16 protein-coding genes and 1 pseudogene are annotated in these 20,011 nt (G+C 31.8%); 1 reads left to right on the forward strand and 16 read right to left on the reverse strand.

The annotated features are described in order from the left end of the window. Window position 1 precedes the first annotated feature (1 nt). The 13 genes from Q5Y73_RS11360 to Q5Y73_RS11425 all read right to left on the reverse strand — a co-directional run bounded on the left by Q5Y73_RS11360 (window position 2) and on the right by Q5Y73_RS11425 (window position 15,361). Entirely contained in the window at window positions 2-2,026 is a 2,025-nt protein-coding gene (locus tag Q5Y73_RS11360) for a class I tRNA ligase family protein (RefSeq protein ID WP_305992173.1), read from the reverse strand. Window positions 2,027-2,051: 25 nt separating this feature from the next. Continuing rightward, window positions 2,052-3,392, reverse strand: coding sequence for a lysine N(6)-hydroxylase/L-ornithine N(5)-oxygenase family protein (locus Q5Y73_RS11365; RefSeq protein WP_305992017.1), 1,341 nt, complete (start codon window positions 3,390-3,392; stop codon window positions 2,052-2,054). A 135-nt stretch (window positions 3,393-3,527) separates the two neighbouring features. Then, complete coding sequence (locus Q5Y73_RS11370) at window positions 3,528-4,601, reverse strand: ATP-grasp domain-containing protein (protein ID WP_305992018.1); 1,074 nt, start codon at window positions 4,599-4,601, stop codon at window positions 3,528-3,530. Window positions 4,602-4,842: 241 nt separating this feature from the next. Further along, the gene (locus Q5Y73_RS11375) at window positions 4,843-6,021 is read right to left on the reverse strand and encodes an O-antigen ligase family protein (RefSeq protein WP_305992019.1); all 1,179 of its coding nucleotides are present in this window, start codon (window positions 6,019-6,021) and stop codon (window positions 4,843-4,845) included. Between the two features lie 49 nt (window positions 6,022-6,070). Continuing rightward, complete coding sequence (locus tag Q5Y73_RS11380; RefSeq protein ID WP_305992020.1) at window positions 6,071-7,258, reverse strand: glycosyltransferase family 4 protein; 1,188 nt, start codon at window positions 7,256-7,258, stop codon at window positions 6,071-6,073. Window positions 7,259-7,278: 20 nt separating this feature from the next. Beyond that, window positions 7,279-8,514: a glycosyltransferase family 4 protein gene (locus Q5Y73_RS11385; RefSeq protein ID WP_305992021.1), complete on the reverse strand. Its 1,236-nt coding sequence runs from the start codon at window positions 8,512-8,514 to the stop codon at window positions 7,279-7,281. A gap of 234 nt (window positions 8,515-8,748) precedes the next feature. Further along, a complete protein-coding gene (rfbB, locus tag Q5Y73_RS11390) occupies window positions 8,749-9,756 on the reverse strand; it encodes a dTDP-glucose 4,6-dehydratase (RefSeq protein ID WP_305992022.1) in 1,008 nt (335 codons plus the stop codon). 9 nt (window positions 9,757-9,765) lie between these two features. Then, on the reverse strand, window positions 9,766-10,293 hold the full coding sequence (locus Q5Y73_RS11395) for a hypothetical protein (RefSeq protein ID WP_305992023.1): 528 nt from the start codon (window positions 10,291-10,293) through the stop codon (window positions 9,766-9,768). Next, window positions 10,283-11,182 carry an MATE family efflux transporter gene (locus tag Q5Y73_RS11400; RefSeq protein WP_305992024.1) on the reverse strand — a complete coding sequence of 300 codons (900 nt, stop codon included), beginning with the start codon at window positions 11,180-11,182 and terminating at the stop codon, window positions 10,283-10,285. Before Q5Y73_RS11400 ends, Q5Y73_RS11395 begins: the two co-directional genes overlap by 11 nt. A gap of 18 nt (window positions 11,183-11,200) precedes the next feature. After that, complete coding sequence (gene rfbD, locus Q5Y73_RS24840; protein ID WP_371320194.1) at window positions 11,201-12,598, reverse strand: dTDP-4-dehydrorhamnose reductase; 1,398 nt, start codon at window positions 12,596-12,598, stop codon at window positions 11,201-11,203. A 37-nt stretch (window positions 12,599-12,635) separates the two neighbouring features. Next, on the reverse strand, window positions 12,636-13,520 hold the full coding sequence (gene rfbA, locus Q5Y73_RS11415; RefSeq protein ID WP_305992025.1) for a glucose-1-phosphate thymidylyltransferase RfbA: 885 nt from the start codon (window positions 13,518-13,520) through the stop codon (window positions 12,636-12,638). After that, window positions 13,517-14,347: a glycosyltransferase family 2 protein gene (locus tag Q5Y73_RS11420; RefSeq protein WP_305992026.1), complete on the reverse strand. Its 831-nt coding sequence runs from the start codon at window positions 14,345-14,347 to the stop codon at window positions 13,517-13,519. Before Q5Y73_RS11420 ends, rfbA begins: the two co-directional genes overlap by 4 nt. 108 nt (window positions 14,348-14,455) lie before the next feature. Continuing rightward, complete coding sequence (locus tag Q5Y73_RS11425; RefSeq protein WP_305992027.1) at window positions 14,456-15,361, reverse strand: ATP-grasp fold amidoligase family protein; 906 nt, start codon at window positions 15,359-15,361, stop codon at window positions 14,456-14,458. A gap of 469 nt (window positions 15,362-15,830) precedes the next feature. On the opposite strand from Q5Y73_RS11425, the pseudogene Q5Y73_RS11430 reads away from it, so the two are divergent. Then, window positions 15,831-16,886: pseudogene (locus tag Q5Y73_RS11430) on the forward strand (UDP-N-acetylglucosamine 4,6-dehydratase family protein); the annotation flags it as partial. 130 nt (window positions 16,887-17,016) lie between these two features. Here the strand turns inward: Q5Y73_RS11430 and Q5Y73_RS11435 are convergent. From Q5Y73_RS11435 to Q5Y73_RS11445, 3 genes are all read right to left on the reverse strand, one after another. Further along, window positions 17,017-17,952, reverse strand: coding sequence for an NAD-dependent epimerase/dehydratase family protein (locus Q5Y73_RS11435; protein ID WP_305992028.1), 936 nt, complete (start codon window positions 17,950-17,952; stop codon window positions 17,017-17,019). A 13-nt stretch (window positions 17,953-17,965) separates the two neighbouring features. Then, window positions 17,966-18,625, reverse strand: coding sequence for a sugar transferase (locus tag Q5Y73_RS11440; RefSeq protein WP_305992029.1), 660 nt, complete (start codon window positions 18,623-18,625; stop codon window positions 17,966-17,968). 112 nt (window positions 18,626-18,737) lie between these two features. Then, the gene (locus tag Q5Y73_RS11445; protein ID WP_305992030.1) at window positions 18,738-19,904 is read right to left on the reverse strand and encodes a nucleotide sugar dehydrogenase; all 1,167 of its coding nucleotides are present in this window, start codon (window positions 19,902-19,904) and stop codon (window positions 18,738-18,740) included. Window positions 19,905-20,011 lie beyond the last annotated feature (107 nt).

Below are 20,011 nucleotides of genomic sequence, written 5' to 3' on the forward strand. Positions count from 1 at the left end.
TTTATTTACTCATTTCGTATTGTGCCAGCTGTTCTTTTATCGGAGTAAAGTAATTGAACCCTTCTTTATTTACTACCAATTCCCCTGACATTAAACTCGGCACATCTTCCCATTCCATTTGCTCTTTTAAACCTAAACTTTCCCATATATGTTTAGAAAACTGAGGCATGATTGGTGTGATTAAAATAGCTAACGTTTTAGCAGCTGTTAATTCAAGAGCTATGCTTGTTCTGAAATCATCGTACTGTGAAGATATTCCTTTATAGCAGGATTCAGCTATTCCAAATGCAGATGCTCTACGAACTAATTCCGAGCATTTTCTAGTAACCTCTTGAAGTGAAAAAACTGCAGGTTCATAAGATAACGATACTTCTTTCACAATGTTCTTCAACATTTCATAAAAAACACGATGTCGGTTTTGCCAGCCTCCGGTATGAGGTGTATTACCTTCAAAATCCACATTGACTTTATCTATTAGTTTTGAAATCCATCCTTGCCAGCAATGAATTAATTCATCATCCACTGTTTGTTCAAATTCATCAATGGAAAAGTTCTCTTGAACCGTTTCTGCTCTTTTATAGGATAGATAAAATCTCAGGACATCAGAAGGTACTTCCTTCAGTAAGTCTTGCCCCCAAATTGCATGCCCCCTACTCGTGGAAAATTTCAACTCTTCTAATCTTAAAAATTCATTGGTTACAAATGCAGTAGGCAAGTTTATTTCTTTATCAAACGCCATATATAAAGCCGGGAAAAGAAGTGCATGGAAATAACTATTATCAAATCCGAAGAATTGAATCACTTCAGCATTTTTATTTTTCCAATATTTTCTCCAATTTGTATCTATCTCATGATTTTTAACAAAATCATCTGTGGCTGCTATATAACCTGGACACATCTCAAACCATACGTATAAAGTTTGATCTTGGTATTGATCTAGTGGAACTGGAATCCCCCAATTCGAAGTATGTGTTACCCTTATATCAGGCAAACCTTGCTCCAGCATCTTTTCACAAAGTGCTCTATGATGAGACCTCATAGAGACATTTTTGATATATCCTTTTAACTCGTTTTCGTATTCGCTAAGAGGAAAATAAATATGTTTTGAATTTATCGTGGAAGGTGTTTTTTCACAATGCTTACAAACAGGTTGAATTAAATCTGCGCAATCATTTGGTTGACCACACTGTTCACACGCATTTCCATCACTATTTTCAAGGCAATGTGGACATTTACCTCTAACATTCGCTTCATGCAAATAAAGATCACAATTATCACAATATAAAGAAGGAGCTTCTTTTTCAAGCAGCTTTCCATTTTTATATAGTGTCATAAAAAAGTCTTGAATAAATTGAACATAATTTTCTGAATTATTTGGACGCAAACAATTCTCTACATTAATATTGTTTAATTTAAAAGTATCTTCTATGATATCTGCAAAATAATTAGATGTTTCTAAAGCTGATTTTCCTAATTGCTTTGCTTTTAAAGATACATAACTTTGATAATCATCCATATAGGTAATATAATGACTTTCCTTGTTTTTTAATTTTAGATAACGATTTAAAATATCTGCTCCAGTATATGGACCAGAAATATGGCCTAAATGTAAATCTCCATTCGGGGTAGGAGGAGAAGCAAAAATTAATGTCTGTTTTGATTCTTGTTTTTGTTTTAAACGAAACTCCTTTTCTAATAATTTAATATCTTCCCACCAAATACCTAGAAACACTAAGTCTTGATCACAAGAACTGTTTTTCAATGTGTGGACTTTAAACGCGGGTAAATAAATTACATCTCCACTTTCTACCTGTTGCTCATCATTATCAACGGAAATCATTCCTTCACCACGAATAATTACAAAAATTTCGCCTTCATGATGGTTATGAGGATCTGTAAAATGACTTGGTTTTACCACACCTAAAATTGATCCAAATGGTGGTTCTTGCAGGTTTTTCCATGGGGATAATCTTTTATAATATGTTCCTGTTACATTAGACAACTCTTTATTCTCTAACTTTTTCACTAACAATTAAAATTTCCTCCCATCCTTATTTTTGAGCAAAAGTGTAACCTTCATGTGTTTCCGTCTTGGATGCTCTGTTTGTAATATCCTCGATAATATCCCTCGCTCTAAATGGAATTGTGGAGAGAAGAGTATCACTTAAACCATGTGTCCTTTCATTGAAACCTTGTAAATAAATTGATGGAGAAAAACTCTCCTTTGTGAACACCCTATGATTTCTCTCCACCTTTAGACTTCCTTCTTCGTCTTTTTCTAGATACGTAAATATATTGTTAAGGACTGATGGGGTTTTTCTTTTATAACCTGTGGCTAAAAAATAGGCGTCTGCATTCAATTCCTCGTACTCATCTTCTCTATTTAAAAACCTGCCTCTAACACCAAGCTCAGTTTCTTCTAATGTCTTAAGTTCCATAAACGGTAATATTTCAAATCTTTGTTCGCCAGATACCTTTTGAAGATATGTTTTTTTATAAATTTCTTTAATCAAATCCAAATCTACTACAGAATAATTCGTATCTTGATAGTTTTTAATAAATGAGCTTCTTTCATCAACCGGCAAATCGTATACAAAATTTGTAATTTCATTATGAAAAATTTCATTTACAAAAGGACTATCATCAGATTGTTTAAATGCGAACTGCTTCATTACTGATTTTATCTTTGCATTTTTATAATGCTCAATTAGATAATTGAAAATTTCAGCAGCACTTTGACCAGATCCTACAACAACAAAATGATAGAATTGGTTTTGATCCGGAAAATTTGTTCTTAGTTTATGTAAAAATTGTTTTGTATGAATAATTTTATTGGATTTTAAATTAATGTGAGCAGGAGTATTAGGTATCCCACCTGTGGCTACAATCACATTTTTAGCTAACACTTCATTAATTGAACCATCCTTCAAATTTTCTACGACCACTTTTGCATATTTTATAGAAGACGTCCCATCAAGAAATTCTGGCTCTATAGATATAACTTTTGTTTGATACTGTACTTGATTAGAAAATTGTTCAGCTACCCAACAAAAATAATCATTGTACTCTATTCTAGTAGGATAAAAGTCTCTTAAATTAATAAAATCATTCAATCGATTTTTAACCTTTAAATAATTTAAAAAAGAATAATAACTCTGTGGATTTCTTAATGTTACTAAATCTTTAAGGAATGAGACTTGCAGCTGCATGTTTTCCATCAACATGTTTTCATGCCATGCAAAATTATTTTGTGTTTCAAAAAACAAACTAGAAAGTTCTAGCTCAGATTCCTCAATTGCAATAGCTAAGGCTAAGTTTGAAGGACCGAACCCTATGCCCACAACATCATAAACCTCAGTGTTTCCATTAAATTCCACACCTTTTTCTATCACTAACTTTCCTCCTCATACGTGTTCATATTATTGAATTGTATGTGATTTTTGGATATATATTCTGAACTATCCTATTTAATCTCCTCTACTATTTTATATGAAATATAATATTTGGATTCAACTCGTAGGAGTTCTTCAATTATTTAACATAGCCAATGGTTTTAATGACTCTTTACCATACAAAATCTCTTTTAACAACTCAATTCTTAATAAATTACAATTAAACCTACAATATTCACCTTCATCAAATACCCATTTTCCACCTACATGTACATATCGCCCTGGAACGCCATTTATATACATTTGACTTGGAGATATGGTTCCAAAACAGACTTGCATTTCATTAATTAAATATTCTCCGTCCATATCTTCAAAAATATCAAAAGACATCGTGGAGATGTTTAATCTTTCACACCATTCTTTTACTAAATTTAATATTTCTTTTGGGGGATCTGTCCAATCACCACGCGATCCAGAACCGCTTCTCAGCCCATTTTTTCCTTTGGCTTTTCTCAAACCAAAATATGATTCACCAATTTTAATAATTCTCCATTCCGTTTTCATTTGTAGAAATTCTTGAATATGAATATAACCTTGACTTCTTTCTGAATAAGGGTAAAAAGACCTTCTCATTTTTTTAAAATACATCCATAAAGGTTTTATGTAAGTTTTAATATACACATTAAAATCAGCTGGACTATGAAAACCTCTAAAAATATTACCTGTAAAAAATGATTTATAAATTTGAAAGATTAGATTTGATCTAGAATTTATTTTCTTTACACCCAGACTGCCACTTCCACCATCACTTTTGACCATCTTAGGAAATGTTTTTGTGCTTTTAGCATATTTTAGCGCTTCTTTTAGATTAAAAAATGTGTTTGATGGTACATGTGGAAGCTCGTTCAATTTATAAAAATCCAACATCATAATTTTTGATTCATAATATAAAATACTTTCTATATCTGGTACACATTTATTTTCAATTCTATCTTTTATTAAAAGGATTCTATTTAGGAACGTAGCTCTCCATAAACTTGTCTTTGTTGGTGGCCTTATAATGTATCCATCACAATCCGCCTTTTCAAATTGCTGAATCCAATCATGGGAAAAAATACCTATAATTTCGTACTGAACATCCAGCTCTTTACAAGCCTCTACTATAGATCTCTCATAGCCCTCAGGAGTTGCAAAAATACCAATTTTCACTTTTATCACCTCTCTCATATAAATACATCTTCTTAATCACTAACACTTCATCATGACTCTGGTAATTTCCTAGAAGTAGTATTAGAACATTTCGAGGGAATTAAAATAATAAAATATTTTATGTTAATCACAATTAGATTATGCTGATATTTTAATATACTGTGTAAATTCTCTTGTGATATATATACATGTAAGTTAAAATCTTAATTTTGAATGTTCTGAATTATTATCGAAGTACTTATCATTCATCCTGCTCACTTACATCACAAGCTATTAATGCAAGAAGTATCCAAATCAATGTATTTCTAATGCCATTATGAGTTAGTCCATAAATCATAATTCCGACAAATAAATAAAACTCTTCCCACTTATTATGTTTAAATACACTAATAATAATGAAACAGAACAAAATAATCCCTATCACACCGTAGCATAATGCTAGATTTCCTAATGTAGAATGAAATTCGTATGTTTTATTGTATCTCCACCATGCCCCTTCTCCTCCCCCAAAAATTAAGTACTGTGGGTACATGATTAATCGGTCATAACCTCTATTTGATAGTTCTTGATCAGAATCTATATTTTTCCCTATGACTCTATTTTTAAATCCATTATAAATATCAGAATTAGTAATCAAACTGCTGCCAGAATCGAACAGTACAGAAAAGCCAGTAACAATCACAATAGAGGTTAAGATTATCCAAATTAATTTCTTCCTCGTAAAATGAATTTTTCTGTTATGCTTCAATATATACCAGATCATAATTAAAATAGAAGCTGCAATAGCTGCCCTCGATAGAGAGATTAATGCAAGGAATAAACATGAAATCAATGCAGAATTGAAAAATGGACCCTTGCTGTACATTTTTTTATTGCAAAAAATTAGAAGACATAAGGAAACAACACTGTAGTAGCCTAATTGATTTGGGTTATTGAAAAAACCAGTGTCTCTTCCTACAGACACTCCATTAAGCAACAGTATAAGTACTGTTTGGACTAATACCGAAATTAATATACCGAAATAAACCGTTTTATATAATCGATCTCCAACTTTTTTATATAAAATAATTACTAGAAGACAGGCCAAAAAGTTAAAAATATAATATAATGTTGGTTTATAAATTGATTCATCTAAAATGATTGTCCAAAGTATATTAATAATAGCAATGTATGAAATTAAAATTAAATTTAATAATAAGAAGCTGTGATGGAATTTATTTATTCTCACTTTTAATCGATTGACAAGAATTGATAGTGAAAGTGCGGCTAGTAATAACATATCACCAATTTGGAGGGTACCACTTGGAAAAACATAAAAAGGTTTTGTAATAAAATATAATATAAATATCCCTAAAATAACTTTATAAGAAGATAAAGTTTTATTATTTCTGCTCTGTATTTCATTCATTACTGTTTCCATTCTAATGTTCCACCTTTTTTATTTAATACGTAGTGATTTGAAGCACCGTTCATTCGACTACATACTTAAACTCCTTCATGGTATCTTGCTTAAATTTGCTTAAAAAGTAACTTCTCCTAATATCTAGCTCCTGCTGATTATATTTTTTTGAAGTATTAAAATTTGTTCTTGCTTGACCACTCATTTCTTCCTTATCAGTTAATAAATCAATCATTTTTATAACTAAGTCATTGACACTTCCCTTACTAAAAATATACTCTTTGTCTACTAACTCTGGGATACCCCCTGCATTTGATCCAATAACAGGGCATGCTCTGCTCATAGCTTCTAACACTGCTCTAGGTAACCCCTCTTGTTTACTAGGCTGTATATAGACATCAATATTGTCCATCCATGAAAAAATTTTATGGTGTGGCACTGCCCCTAAAAACACAAGCTTATCTTCTATTCCTAGTTTTTGAGCGATAGATCTTAAGTAAGTATGATCTCCATTCCCTGCCAACTGATATTCAACATCATACCCCTGTTTACTTAATCTAGATAAAGCTTCTATCACATATTGCTGCCCTTTAAACTTCACATTTACAGCTGCTGCAGTCCCAAACACAATTTTATTCGTTATGCTAAAGGAATTAATTTTCTCTAATCTATCCTTAAACACCTGATCCTCGAAAATATCAATCTTTACATTTGAGCAGCTTATATTCATCCCATTTGTAGGGTATCTATTTTGAAGGAACTGATTGGTTACATACAGTACATAAGGGGCATTTTTGACTATTTTTTTTAATTTATAATATGAAAATGGAGCTAACATTTTTCCTGTTATACGTCCATAATTCCATAAAGCATCCCAAGGACAAGCAACCACTTCAATGACATAAGGTTTGTTTGTTTTCTTCGCATACTCTACCGCAATCGATCCAATTGAACTTGATCTAGCAATGACACAATCTGCTTTTTCTACTTCGCTTTTAATGATTTTCCTAGCCTCAAAAATCTTATGGACTTTTTTAATAGATTTAAAATTTGGAATATTTATGAATTCCACATTTTCCGTAGTAGATAAAGACATTTTATTCGTTTGTTTATTCACTACCTGTTGTCTTGATATGAAATGAACCTTATCAAAGATACTTGTATATCTTAATAAAACATCTTTAGGAAAACTTCCATTGCTATAATAGTCACCATGAAATTTATAAAAGATATGATCATGTGCAAATAGTAACTTCATATCTACTTCCCTCCCTCATACTATAAAGTTTCTGCCCTTTTTTCGTGGTATGTATTTCTGTGTGGGATTTTAAGTAATGTTTCATAATACTGATGAATTCTTTGTGCTACAATCGCTTCTGTAAAGTGATCCTCAATTCTTTTCCTTGCATTTATCCCATATTCCATTAACTTACTTTGAGATTGTTCTTCCATCCACTCACTCATTCTCCGTGCTAAAGTACTAACATCGTTCAATTCAACCAATTCACCTGTTTCTGAATCTGTAACTAATTCTTTTGTCCCTAAAACATTCGTTGCCAACACTGGCTTTAAAAAGACCATAGACTCCATTATGATTCTAGGAATCCCTTCCTTCTCAGAGGTCAATAACACAGCATCTGCAATCTGAATGTAATTGTAAATATTTTCTGTATAACCTAAAAAAATAATTTTGTTTCTAATCCCTAATTCATCAGCCAAATCTACAATGCTTTGTTTAAGAATACCTTCTCCTGCGAGTATTACTTTAAAATTAAGATCTTGATTCATTTGATTCACAGCTTGGATCAACATTTTATGGTTTTTTACGGGTTCCATCCTAGCACCCATTAAAAAAATGAACTCATTTTGTGAAAGGCCCATGCTCTTTTTTAAGCTTGTCTTTTCCGAATCATTCAACCTTGGGATAAGATCGAGCTTTTCTAAAGGAACACCATTTCCTTCATAACCAGTTAACAATTTTTTGGGTACAAATTTTTGTATGGTTTTCAAATCCTCAACATTTTGAGAAAAGTATGCATGGCTAAACCAACTAGCTGTTTTCTCCAACCATTTATATAAGTGATAAGACAACGTAGATTGACCTTTATAGAATGGAAGCCCATGGCTAGTATGTGCTACAATTTTTTTCCCTGCTAAAAAAGCTGCAACTCTACCAATAAACCCTGCTTTTGCTGTATGTGTATGAACAATGTCATAATTGCTGTTTTTTAACAATTTATAAACTTCCAAGATACTTTTAATATCCTCAATGATGTGAATACTGCGAGAAATATGGACAGGAATGTGCTTAAAGCCCTCTAATTCAATTTCAGCTGCTAGACCAGTATCTGTAGACATAAAATCTACTTCATATCCGAGTTTCTGCAACTCCTTCATTTTATCCATCAACATTTTGGTTATCGTAATATCAATCGTGCTTATATGAAGGACTTTATGGTTCTCCGAACTAACTATCGATTCATTATTCATCATATTCAAAAGAGTATTTTGCACATATAATCTCCTTTACTTAAATCTAGTTGGGACAAGTAATGTTCTACTCTTCCATATGTATGAAGGACGTTCTTTCTTTATTCCAATCTATTTATATTTGGTTCAAATATTTTACTAGATATACAAAAAGGAAGAGGAGTTATGAACTGTAAATGTTCATAACTCCTCTTCCTTTTTATACATAATATAACTTTATTTATTATATTTAAATACATTTTCGTAGTAATTTAAATGTTAGAATGACATAATCCAACTTTTATGATTTAAATACCAATCAATTGTCTCTTTTATTCCTTCTTCAAAAGTATAGGAAGGTTTCCATCCCAACTGAGTCGTGATTTTAGTATTATCAATAGCATATCTCCGATCATGACCTGGTCGATCCTCTATATGTTTTATTAAATAGTCTGGTTTATTCAATGTTTTAAGTATTTGTTTTACAATATCTATATTCGTTCGTTCATTATTTCCGCCAATATTATAAATCTCTCCAATTACTCCATAATGTAGTACAGTATCAATTGCACGACAATGATCAAACACATGCAGCCAATCTCTTACCTGCATTCCATCACCATAAATAGGTAATACTTTATTTTGAAAAGCTTGACAGATCATTAAAGGTATTAATTTTTCAAGAAACTGATAAGGGCCATAATTATTACTGCAACGGGTTATATTTACTGGCATTCCATACGTTTCATGATAAGCTCTCACTATCATATCTGCACTTGCTTTTGAAGCTGAATAAGGACTATTCGGCATTAATGGAGTGGTTTCAATAAACTTTCCTGTTTTCCCCAGTGTCCCATAGACTTCATCGGTAGACACTTGTAAAAACTTCACTCCATCTTTATATTCTTTACAATATTTATTGCTGGGGTTTATTTTCCAATGTTTTTTTGCCACAGCTAACAATACTTGAGTTCCTATTATATTCGTGGTCAAGAACAATTCTGGTTCATCAATACTTCGATCCACATGGCTTTCAGCAGCAAAGTTAATCACGGTATCAATTCCAAATGAAGCAAATACTTGATCCATCTTGGTTCTATCCCTTATGTCTGCTTTTACAAATGTATAGTTTGGATTATCCTCTATAGACTTTAAGTTCTCTAAATTCCCTGCATAAGTCAAAGAATCAACATTAATCACCTGATAATTAGTGTATTGCTTTAACATCATTGTGATAAAGTTGCTGCCTATAAAACCAGCACCGCCAGTAACTAATATCTTTTTCATAATTTCCTCCTATGCTTTAATAAATAACTTTGCATGTTTCATCGTACCCATGAGTTCCTCTTTCTTTATAAGCAAATAAGTCAAATAAGCTCCTCCATATACTAAAACGCTAACCCAAGAGTCGATGAACCAGCCAGATAAAACAAAAATGAATACAATTATGATTTCCAATATAATATCTTTATTAATGGAAATCTCTAAGATTTTAGCGAGTAACAATTCTGCTAGTACAGATCTAAATACTAGAAGCAATACGATCGAAGAAATCGCTAGATCTAGATTTTTCAACAGTATAGTAGTGATGATTGTGAGAATACAACTTAAAACAAAAGAGATAAAATTAATTATTAACATTAGCTTTTCTTTTCGCAAAGTTTTCAAGTATGTATTAATCAACAGTGACATCTTACCTTCATAAACAAACAATGGAAACAGCAAGGCCATGTAATTCAAACTATCTGCATATTGGGGGAGCCAAACCTGCAGGACTACTTTTAAAGGAAAATAGAAGATTAAAACAGCTAATTCAGTGGTCATCAACAAATTTCTCATCGTTATATATACTTGGCAGCCTCTCCTCATCCGTCCTTCTTAAAACCGGAAACATAATAATACCCATAGCATTTATAAATAACATCATAAGATTCGATATACTTAATGTCAGAGATACTTTTCCAAAGGTGCTTACATCCCACGTACGTTCAATTCCGAATCTCACATTTCCTATAATCAACATACTCGCTATGTTAGAAAACATTAACTTGATCCCAACACTGACGTTTATGACCGTTTCTTTAAAACTAAAATAAAATGTAGATATTCTATGAATAACTAGGTCTCTACAGCAATAGATTGCATAAAGTAATGATATAAATTTCCCGATTATATCTGCGATAATCATAAACTTAAAGTCTCTAATTCCAATAAGCAGAAAGGTAATAATCAGTATCATATATAAGAGTTTATCCATGATTGTAATTTGAGCATATTCTTTAATTCTATTTGTGCTTTGAAGTATTAACTGCAACATGACTCTTGCATTTACAATCAACAAAACAAAAGCAATGGTCTGAAATATAAAAACTTTATTGATATTGGATACAAACAAGGAAGAATATACAAATATAAATGATGTAAAAATGGCTTGTGACATCATTAACATGATAAATTGTGAATAAAATAATGGCTTATCAAGCTTTTCATAATCTTTACCGCCATATCTTAAATAGATTCCATCATTCCAACCAAAATGAAGGAAACCCACATAAGAAACATAAAAAATATATAGCTGCCAATAACCATACTCTTCTACACCGATTAATTTAGGTATAATTAGAACGATTAAAATCGATATGATGAATGAAACTAAATTCGATGTTAATGAATATGAGAAATTTTTCATAAAATGAATGAATTTTTTATTCAATATTCCATCCCCAACACTCTACTTATTTTCTCTCTCTGAATTCAAATAACGTTCCAAAGCCAGTTTCCAATCAGGTAATAAAGAAAAGCCATTGTTAATTAAATTCTGTTTAGACAATTTTGAATTGTAGGGTCTTTTTGCCCTCGTTGGATAATTCACAGATGGAATAGGATTCACCTTCACACTTATTTCTTCTCTCTTCATTATCTCCAAAGCAAATTCATACCAGCTGCAATAACCTTCATTTACTCCATGATAAATTCCATAATGTTTCGTTTGAATCAAATCGCAAATCAAAGCTGCCAAATCTTTTGTGTATGTTGGTGCACCTATTTGATCATTCACTACACTAATTTCATCTTTATTCGCTGCTAACTTCATCATCGTTTTAACGAAATTTTTTCCATTTCTACCATAAAGCCATGAGGTCCTTACGATAAAGTATTTATCTAATCGTTCTTTTACAACCTCCTCACCCTTTTCCTTAGTATAGCCATAATAGTTAACAGCATATGTAGGTTTATCCTCAGAGTGGGGTTCTGTTCCTTCTCCGTTAAAAACATAATCTGAACTGATGTACACCATTTTTGCATCATTTTTTTTACTAGCTATTGCTAAATTTCTTGTACCTTCTACATTAACTGCATAACAAGTTTTCCTATCCTCTTCAGCCTCATCTACTGATGTGTAAGCAGCACAATGTACGATGACGTCTGGTTTGATTGAAGTGATATATTCTAAAGTCTGTTGTTCATCCGTAATGTCAAAGTCATGACGACTGACACCTATACACTCAATTCCAATAGATGAAAATTTTTGTACAACGTCATAACCTAGTTGGCCATTTGCACCTGTAACAAGTACTTTGATGCTAAAATTTGCATCACATTCATCGAATAATGAAGCCCTTAAATCTTTGTCTGATAAAATCGGATGCTTATGACCCCACTGAATGTTCAACTCGGGATCATTATATTTAATACTCCTGTCATGCTCTTTGGAGTAATATTCATCTACTTTATACTGAACTTCTACATTGTCTGTCATGGTTAAGAATGCATGTCCAAACCCCTTAGGAATGAGTAGCTGTTTTTTATTTTCTTCTGAGAGTTCTATGCTAAACCATTGCTTGTAAGTATCTGAACCTTTTCTTAGATCTACAACTGTATCTATAATGGTTCCTTTCGTACATCTAATCATCTTTGTTTGAGCTTTCGGATTAGTTTGAAAGTGAATTCCTCTTAAAGTCCCTTTTTGAGAAGAATAAGATTGATTGTCTTGAATAAAATCGATATCAATACCCTGCTCAACAAATTTATTTTTAGTATAGGATTCCGTAAACCAGCCTCTATGATCTCCATAGACATCCGTTTCTATAATCAAAAGCCCTTTAAATCTAGTTTTCGTCACTTTCATAGTATGTCTACTCCTTTGTCACAAAATGCTTTCAAATTTAGTATCGTATTTTCCCCTCTGCAACCCGCTTTAAGTGTTTTCCATATGGAGATTTCCCGTAAATCTCAGCGGATCTTAAAATGGTCTCTTTGTCTATCCACTTGTTAATGTACGCAATTTCCTCAGGAGCGGAGATCTTAATCCCTTGTCTTTTTTCAATCATTTGGACAAAATCCGTTGCTTCAATAAGGCTGTCCACAGTACCACTATCTAACCAAGCATATCCTCTTCCTAAAAGTTGTACATTTAGACTTTTATTATTTAAGTACGTTTGGTTTAAATCTGTAATCTCCAACTCTCCTCTCAAGGAAGGTTGGACTTTTTTTGCATATTCTACTACTCTATTATCATAAAAATATAAACCTGTTATGCAGTAATTAGATTTAGGTTCCTCGGGTTTTTCTTCCAAAGATATGACTTTTCCATCCTCATCAAATTCCACTACACCAAATCGCTCAGGATCTTGAACATTATACCCAAAAATAGTTGCTTCCCCGTTTTCAGCTTTATCAACAGCTTCTTTCAGCTTGTTTTTTAAACCGTTACCATAAAAAATATTGTCTCCTAATACCATGGCACACGAATGGTTTTCAATAAATTCCTCACCAATAATAAAAGCTTGTGCAAGTCCATCAGGAGATGGCTGTTCCTTGTAAAATAACTTAATGCCAAATTGACTACCGTTTCCCAACAATTTTTCGAAATTAGGAAGGTCCTGCGGAGTTGATATAATTAAAATTTCCTGTATACCAGCCAGCATTAAAGTAGAAAGAGGGTAATAAATCATTGGTTTATCATAAACTGGAAGTAACTGTTTACTTATCGCAGATGTTAAAGGGTATAATCGTGTACCTAACCCTCCTGCTAAAATGATGCCCTTCATAATAACTTCCTCCAATATAAACTTACATAATCATGTCGAGTTAACAATCTGATAATACGACCCATATATATCAGATACAAATCACCTGAACTTCTTTTTAATAAATATTTTTCATATTTAGCTACTTCTTTATTGATCTTTTTATATTTATGAAAACATTCAGCAGATGATTTGAAAAAATCTGTCTTTTCTGTGTAATTATTTTCATGTACCCTATAATTAAATAATGGTTCTTTAATATATTTTATTTTCTTGCTTTTCCGATTCCAAAATAAGTCAATGAACAAATAAGCGTCATCTGAGCCCATCGTTTCTGTTTCTATAAACTCCGAAAATGCTTCTTTTTTAACAATTAGCTGCCCAATTGTTTTGAAAAAATTACCATACTTAAACATTTGTTTGGGTGATAATATTTTGATGTATTGTGAAAATAATAGATTATAACCTGTTGTAAGTTTATTTTTTTCACATAAGTTATAGTTAAATATAATCGCATCATAACTCTTTTGTATGTATGAGTATACCTTCTTATAAAAGTTCTCCTCTATCCAATCATCTTGATCTATAAAGTGTAAATGTGAATAATTTGCTAGTTTCTTACCCTTATTTCTGCTATAAGCGATACCCTCATTTAATTGGTTATTAATAATTCTTAATTTACTGCTTAATATCAAATATCTAGATATATCTTCCTCAGGGCTGTCGTTTATAATAATGATTTCATAATTCATACTACTTATTTCTAAAGCACGGTTCACAGTTTCAATTGTTTCCTTTATATATTTTTCCCCTTTATAATATGGTATGATAACACTAATTCCCTTCACTCCACTCACCTCATGAACTCAAAATTAACAATAAGATTTTCAATCATTTCTAGTAATACTATTTATACTTATTACCACCCTATTACTAATATGACTAAATATGAAAACTTAATATCCTGTTAATTCAATCCAACTCCCTAATAAATGATCATCCTCGTGGTTATCAAATTCTACAAAACCAGAACCATCAAAAAACGTGATTTCACCAAAAAAAAGTTGTCCTTGTACAACAAACCAATCAATTCTAACATGTCTCATATTCGATGCTAATTTTTCTGATAACTGAATCATTTTATTAAGATGTTCTGGTCTTTCTAATAACGTATTTGATGTTGAACCTTCTTGCGAAATCTGAGTTCTTCTCCAATTTCTATCATAAAAATCTTGTTTATGATTAGCGAATCTATTTGTATGCACTTGAATTAATTTTACTGTTCCATTAAAGCACAAAACCTTGTAATCATCCGGTGCCTTCCCTGTGTCTGAAATAAATTCCTCACACGTAATCCTTGCTTTAATATTTTTGTAAGGCCACTCCCTACCGTACCAATAATGATTTCTCTTCAACCACTTATTTAATTTCCGTTTAGACTCTTTAATATCTAGTCTATCTTTGTTTGTACAAATAATATTTCTACCTGAGCTGTGTGTGCATTTAAGTACAAATTGATTAGGAAGGGCATTCCAATCAATTTCTTCCACAGTATTATAAATTCCAATATGAGGAATAAGATATTGCTCTCCAATCGATTGTTTAATATATGAACGAACCTCATATTTATCAACATATCTAGTATATTCAGGTTTCCTATCATGTAACTTTAGCCATTGCAGTTTTTCATTAAATGTAGAAGGATTTGCTGTATTTAGTTTTTTCCCTGTTTCACACCAATAGACTAACTTCAAATAAAACTCATCTGACAACCAATTCAATAATCCAGAGCCACCCATATGTTTAAAAACTTTTAAAGGAACTTTTATGAAACGAAAAAAAATAGGTCTTAATTCTTTCACGTGATTTCTCCTTAATATATAAATATTTTTCTATTCTCTAACTCTACTAATTCTCATCACTATTACTAGAACTAATCTCTACACTCTACTAACTAGGATATTCATCTCGATTTTTTTTATTACAAAATCATTAATCATCTTTCAATTTCCCAGTAGAATTAATGATCATAAAGTGACAGTTAATAGAGTACATATATTAAATGAACTTAATAATTGGAGGTTATTAATAATGAAATATTCAAAAAACCTATTACTTCTTCTTTGTTTAGACCTACTTATCTTCTTATCCTTGATCACAGCAGGACAGTGGGTGAGTTCTGTAACAACCACAATATCCATCTCATTTACTGTGTTATCCTCACTCGTTTTTATCACCCTTCATTATTTCTTTTTTCGAAGGATGCTTTTAAAGTACTTAGAAGATCAATATCAAAAGAAAGGTCATGAATTAACTTCAAAAATAGCTTTTGATGTTCCAGCAGCGGAATTATTAGAAAGAGAACCTGTTCAATTAAATGATCGTGGGATTATGGAATCTATACATCATCAATGCATCTTAGTCACAGGTGCTGGGGGATCGGTAGGCTCTGAAATTTGCAGACAAATCAGCAGCTATCATCCGGATAGTGTTGTTTTATTAGGTCATGGTGAATATAGTATTTATCTAATAGAGAAGGAATTAAAACAACGTTACCCTAGTATTCAATTTTTCACAGAAATTGCCGATGTCCAAGATCGATCAAAAATGTTTAATATATTTAAAAAATATAAGCCTGCAATTGTTTATCATACTGCAGCTCATAAACATGTTTCTTTAATGGAACGCAATCCTGAAGAAGCTGTAAAAAATAATATCATTGGAACAAGAAATGTTGCTGAAGCAGCTGATTTTGCTAAAGTTAAAACATTTGTCATGACCTCTTCAGATAAGGCTGTTCATCCTACCAGTGTAATGGGAGCCACAAAACGAGTGGCAGAAATGGTGATTCAGCATATGAATACAGTGAGTAAAACAAACTTTATTGCCGTCCGTTTTGGAAATGTGCTAGGAAGCAGGGGAAGTGCCATTTCACTATTTAAGAAGCAAATTCAAGAAGGAGGACCTATAACCATAACTCACCCAGAAATGGAACGGTATTTTATGACAGTATCTGAAGCAGCCCGTCTTGTCATTCAAGCTGGCACTTTAGATAATGAAGGAGAGCTTTTTGTGCTTGATATGGGGGAACCAATCAAAATTGTAGATCTAGTACATAAATTAATTAAAAAATCCGGATACACACAAGATGAGATAAAGATCAAATTCACTGGGATTGGACCAGGAGAAAAATTATATGAAGAGCTTCTAAGCCCTGAGGAAACAAATCATCAGAAAGTATTTGAAAGTATTTATATTGGCCATTCAAACTATATGGAGTATAACCTATTAATCCAAATTATAAATGAAGTAGAAAATATGATGCCAGAACAAATAAAGAGTAAATTATTTGCTATTGTAAACCATAATGAGACAGCTAAAGTATAGTATTTAACTTGATATATATTTATACATAAATAATTGTTAAGCATTCAAACTTCACATTTAATATTATCCTCTAACTAAAATAGCCTCCATTATGGAGGCTATTTTAAACTATATACACAATTCCTTTAATCTAGTTTACCAATGAATAGTTTTTGTAGAAATCAATTGTTTCCTTTAAACCATTATCAAGTGAATGTAATAAATCCCAATTTAAGTACTTTTTTGTTATATCATTACATAAAAGACTATCAATAATTTCACCTTCTCGTGCTTTTTGATAAATAGGTGCTTGATTATTATTCAATAAATTTGTCATCTTGTTAAATAAATCATTAATTGTTACTTGAGCAGAGGAAGAAACATTAAATATTCGTCCATCTCCATAATGTAAAGCTTGAATATTTGCAGTGGCTACATCTTTAACATAAATAAAGTCTCTAGTCTGTTCACCATCACCATAAATAATAATATCCTTATGATTAGTCATATTATTAGCAAATATGGAAACGACTCCTCCTTCTCCTAAATGATTTTGGCGTGGACCATAGACATTACTATATCGTAAAATAGTAGATTTTACCCCATAATACTGTGATGCAAATTTCAAATATTCCTCTACTGTACATTTAGATAGTCCGTAAGGTGATTGAGGATTAGTTTGGTGGTGGATATCAATAGGCAAATATTGAGTCTCACCATATACCGCTGCTGATGATGCAAATATAATTTTTTTGACCTTGTTTCTTTTTGCTGCTTCAATTACATTTAAAGATCCCTTAATGTTTATTTCTGCATCGTGCATCATATCTATTGTAGAATTCACAACAGATACATGTGCAGCTTGATGTATGATATAATCAGGTCTAGTTTTTTGTACAATTTGCTGAAATTCTTTACTAGAAATATCACATAAATAAAAATCAATTTTATCTAAGATAATATTATTCAATTTACCTGTGCTGAGGTTATCCACTACAATGACTTCGTATTGTTTTTTAAGCAATTGCTCTACTATATGAGAACCTATAAAACCACATCCACCAGTTACCATAATTTTTACATTCATCATTGTCCTCCCTTTATCTTGACCCTATTCCAGAAAAAATAATGAAGATGGTTTTATAAAAAATTTTAAATTCAAAATATAATTTCCTGTTGTTAATATAATGTAAGTCAAGTGATAATTTCTCTTTAGCTGTCAACTCATATCCACCATTAACCTGTGCCCATCCTGTAATTCCAGGTTTTACTTGTAATCTATCCGTAAAGTTAGGCACTTCTTTTAGAAATTTCTTTGTAAAGGTAGGTGTTTCAGGTCTTGGTCCAATAATACTCATGTCACCTTTTAAAACATTAATAAATTGAGGAATTTCATCAATTCTTCGTTTTCTTATAAATCTACCTACTAAAGTAATACGTGGATCATTTTTGCTTGTCCATAATATTCCACCATGATCAGATCTCATTGAACGTAGTTTAATCATCTTAAAGTGTTTTCCGTTACGTCCAACTCTATCTTGTATGTAGAATGCAGGCCCAGATGTTTCTAGTTTAATTAATATTGCAAATACTAGGATAATAGGAGCGCTAATTAGCAACCCAAATACTGATAACAATATGTCTAATGTACGTTTGATAAATGAAAATACCACCATCTTATACTTTGAGTGCGTGAATTCCTTTTGTGTCATTAATGAATCACTATGATTCGGTTGATACTCTATACTTTTTTCAATCATTGTCTCACCTTTCCATATTTTATAGATACACCATCCTATGCGGATCTATTTTATATTATGTTTGTCAAAAGGATATTTTTAATAAAATATAAATGATCTTATTCTGTAAGAATTAATCTCGATTAAATAAATCCCGAGTATACACCTTATCTTTAACATCTTGAATCTCAGGACTGAGTCGATTCGAAACAATTACATCCGATAACCTCTTAAACTCACTAAGTTCCTTGATTACCTGTGAATGAAAGAATTTTTCTTCTTCTAATCCAGGTTCATACACTACCACTTCAATGCCTTTGGCTTTAATTCTCTTCATAATCCCTTGTATGGAAGAGGTTCTAAAATTATCCGAATTTGATTTCATCGTTAACCTATAAATACCTACAACTTTAGGTTTGTGGGCAACTATCATTTCTGCTATATGGTCTTTTCTGGTTCGGTTTGAATCCACAATTGCACCTACAATATTATTAGGTATATCAGCGTAATTAGCTCTTAACTGCTTAGTATCCTTTGGTAAACAATACCCTCCATATCCAAATGAAGGATTGTTATAATGTGTCCCAATTCTCGGGTCCAATCCCACACCTTCAATAATTTCCTTTGTATTTAAACCTCTAATTTCAGCATACGTATCTAATTCGTTAAAATAAGCCACTCTCATAGCAAGATATGTATTTGAAAAAAGCTTTACAGCTTCGGCTTCAGTTGCATTTGCAAATAAAATATCGATGTCCTTTTTAATGGCTCCTTCCGCTAATAAATTTGCAAACTTCTCTGCTCTATGTGATTTCTCACCGACAACAATTCTCGAAGGGTATAAATTATCGTATAGAGCTTTTCCTTCTCTCAAAAATTCTGGTGAAAAAATGATATTATCTGTCTGGAACATTTCTTTCATTTTTTCTGTATAGCCAACGGGCACTGTTGATTTAATCACCACTACTGCATCTGGATTTATTGTTAATACATTCTGAATTACATCTTCTACAGAGCTAGTATTAAAATAATTTTTCTCAGGGTCATAATCTGTTGGTGTTGAAATAATAACAAACTCTGCACCTTCATATGCCTTATATGGATCTGTAGTTGCTGTCAAATTTAATTCTTTTGTTGCTAAAAACTCTTCAATCCCGGTATCAGCTATGGGAGACTTCCTGTTATTAATCAGCTCTACTTTTTCCTGATTAATGTCCAGTGCCACTACTTCATTATGCTGAGACAATAATATGGCTATGGATAGCCCCACATATCCTGTCCCTGCTATTGTGATTTTCATTACTAATGATTTCCTCCTCTGCTTCGCAATATATGTACATTCAGATTAGTATTAATCTAGTAATGTTATAGATTATTTGTATGCTGATGGATAAATAATAGTACTGG

This window comes from Chengkuizengella axinellae (assembly GCF_030730905.1).
Taxonomy (GTDB): Bacteria; Bacillota; Bacilli; order Paenibacillales; family KCTC-33759; genus Chengkuizengella; species Chengkuizengella axinellae.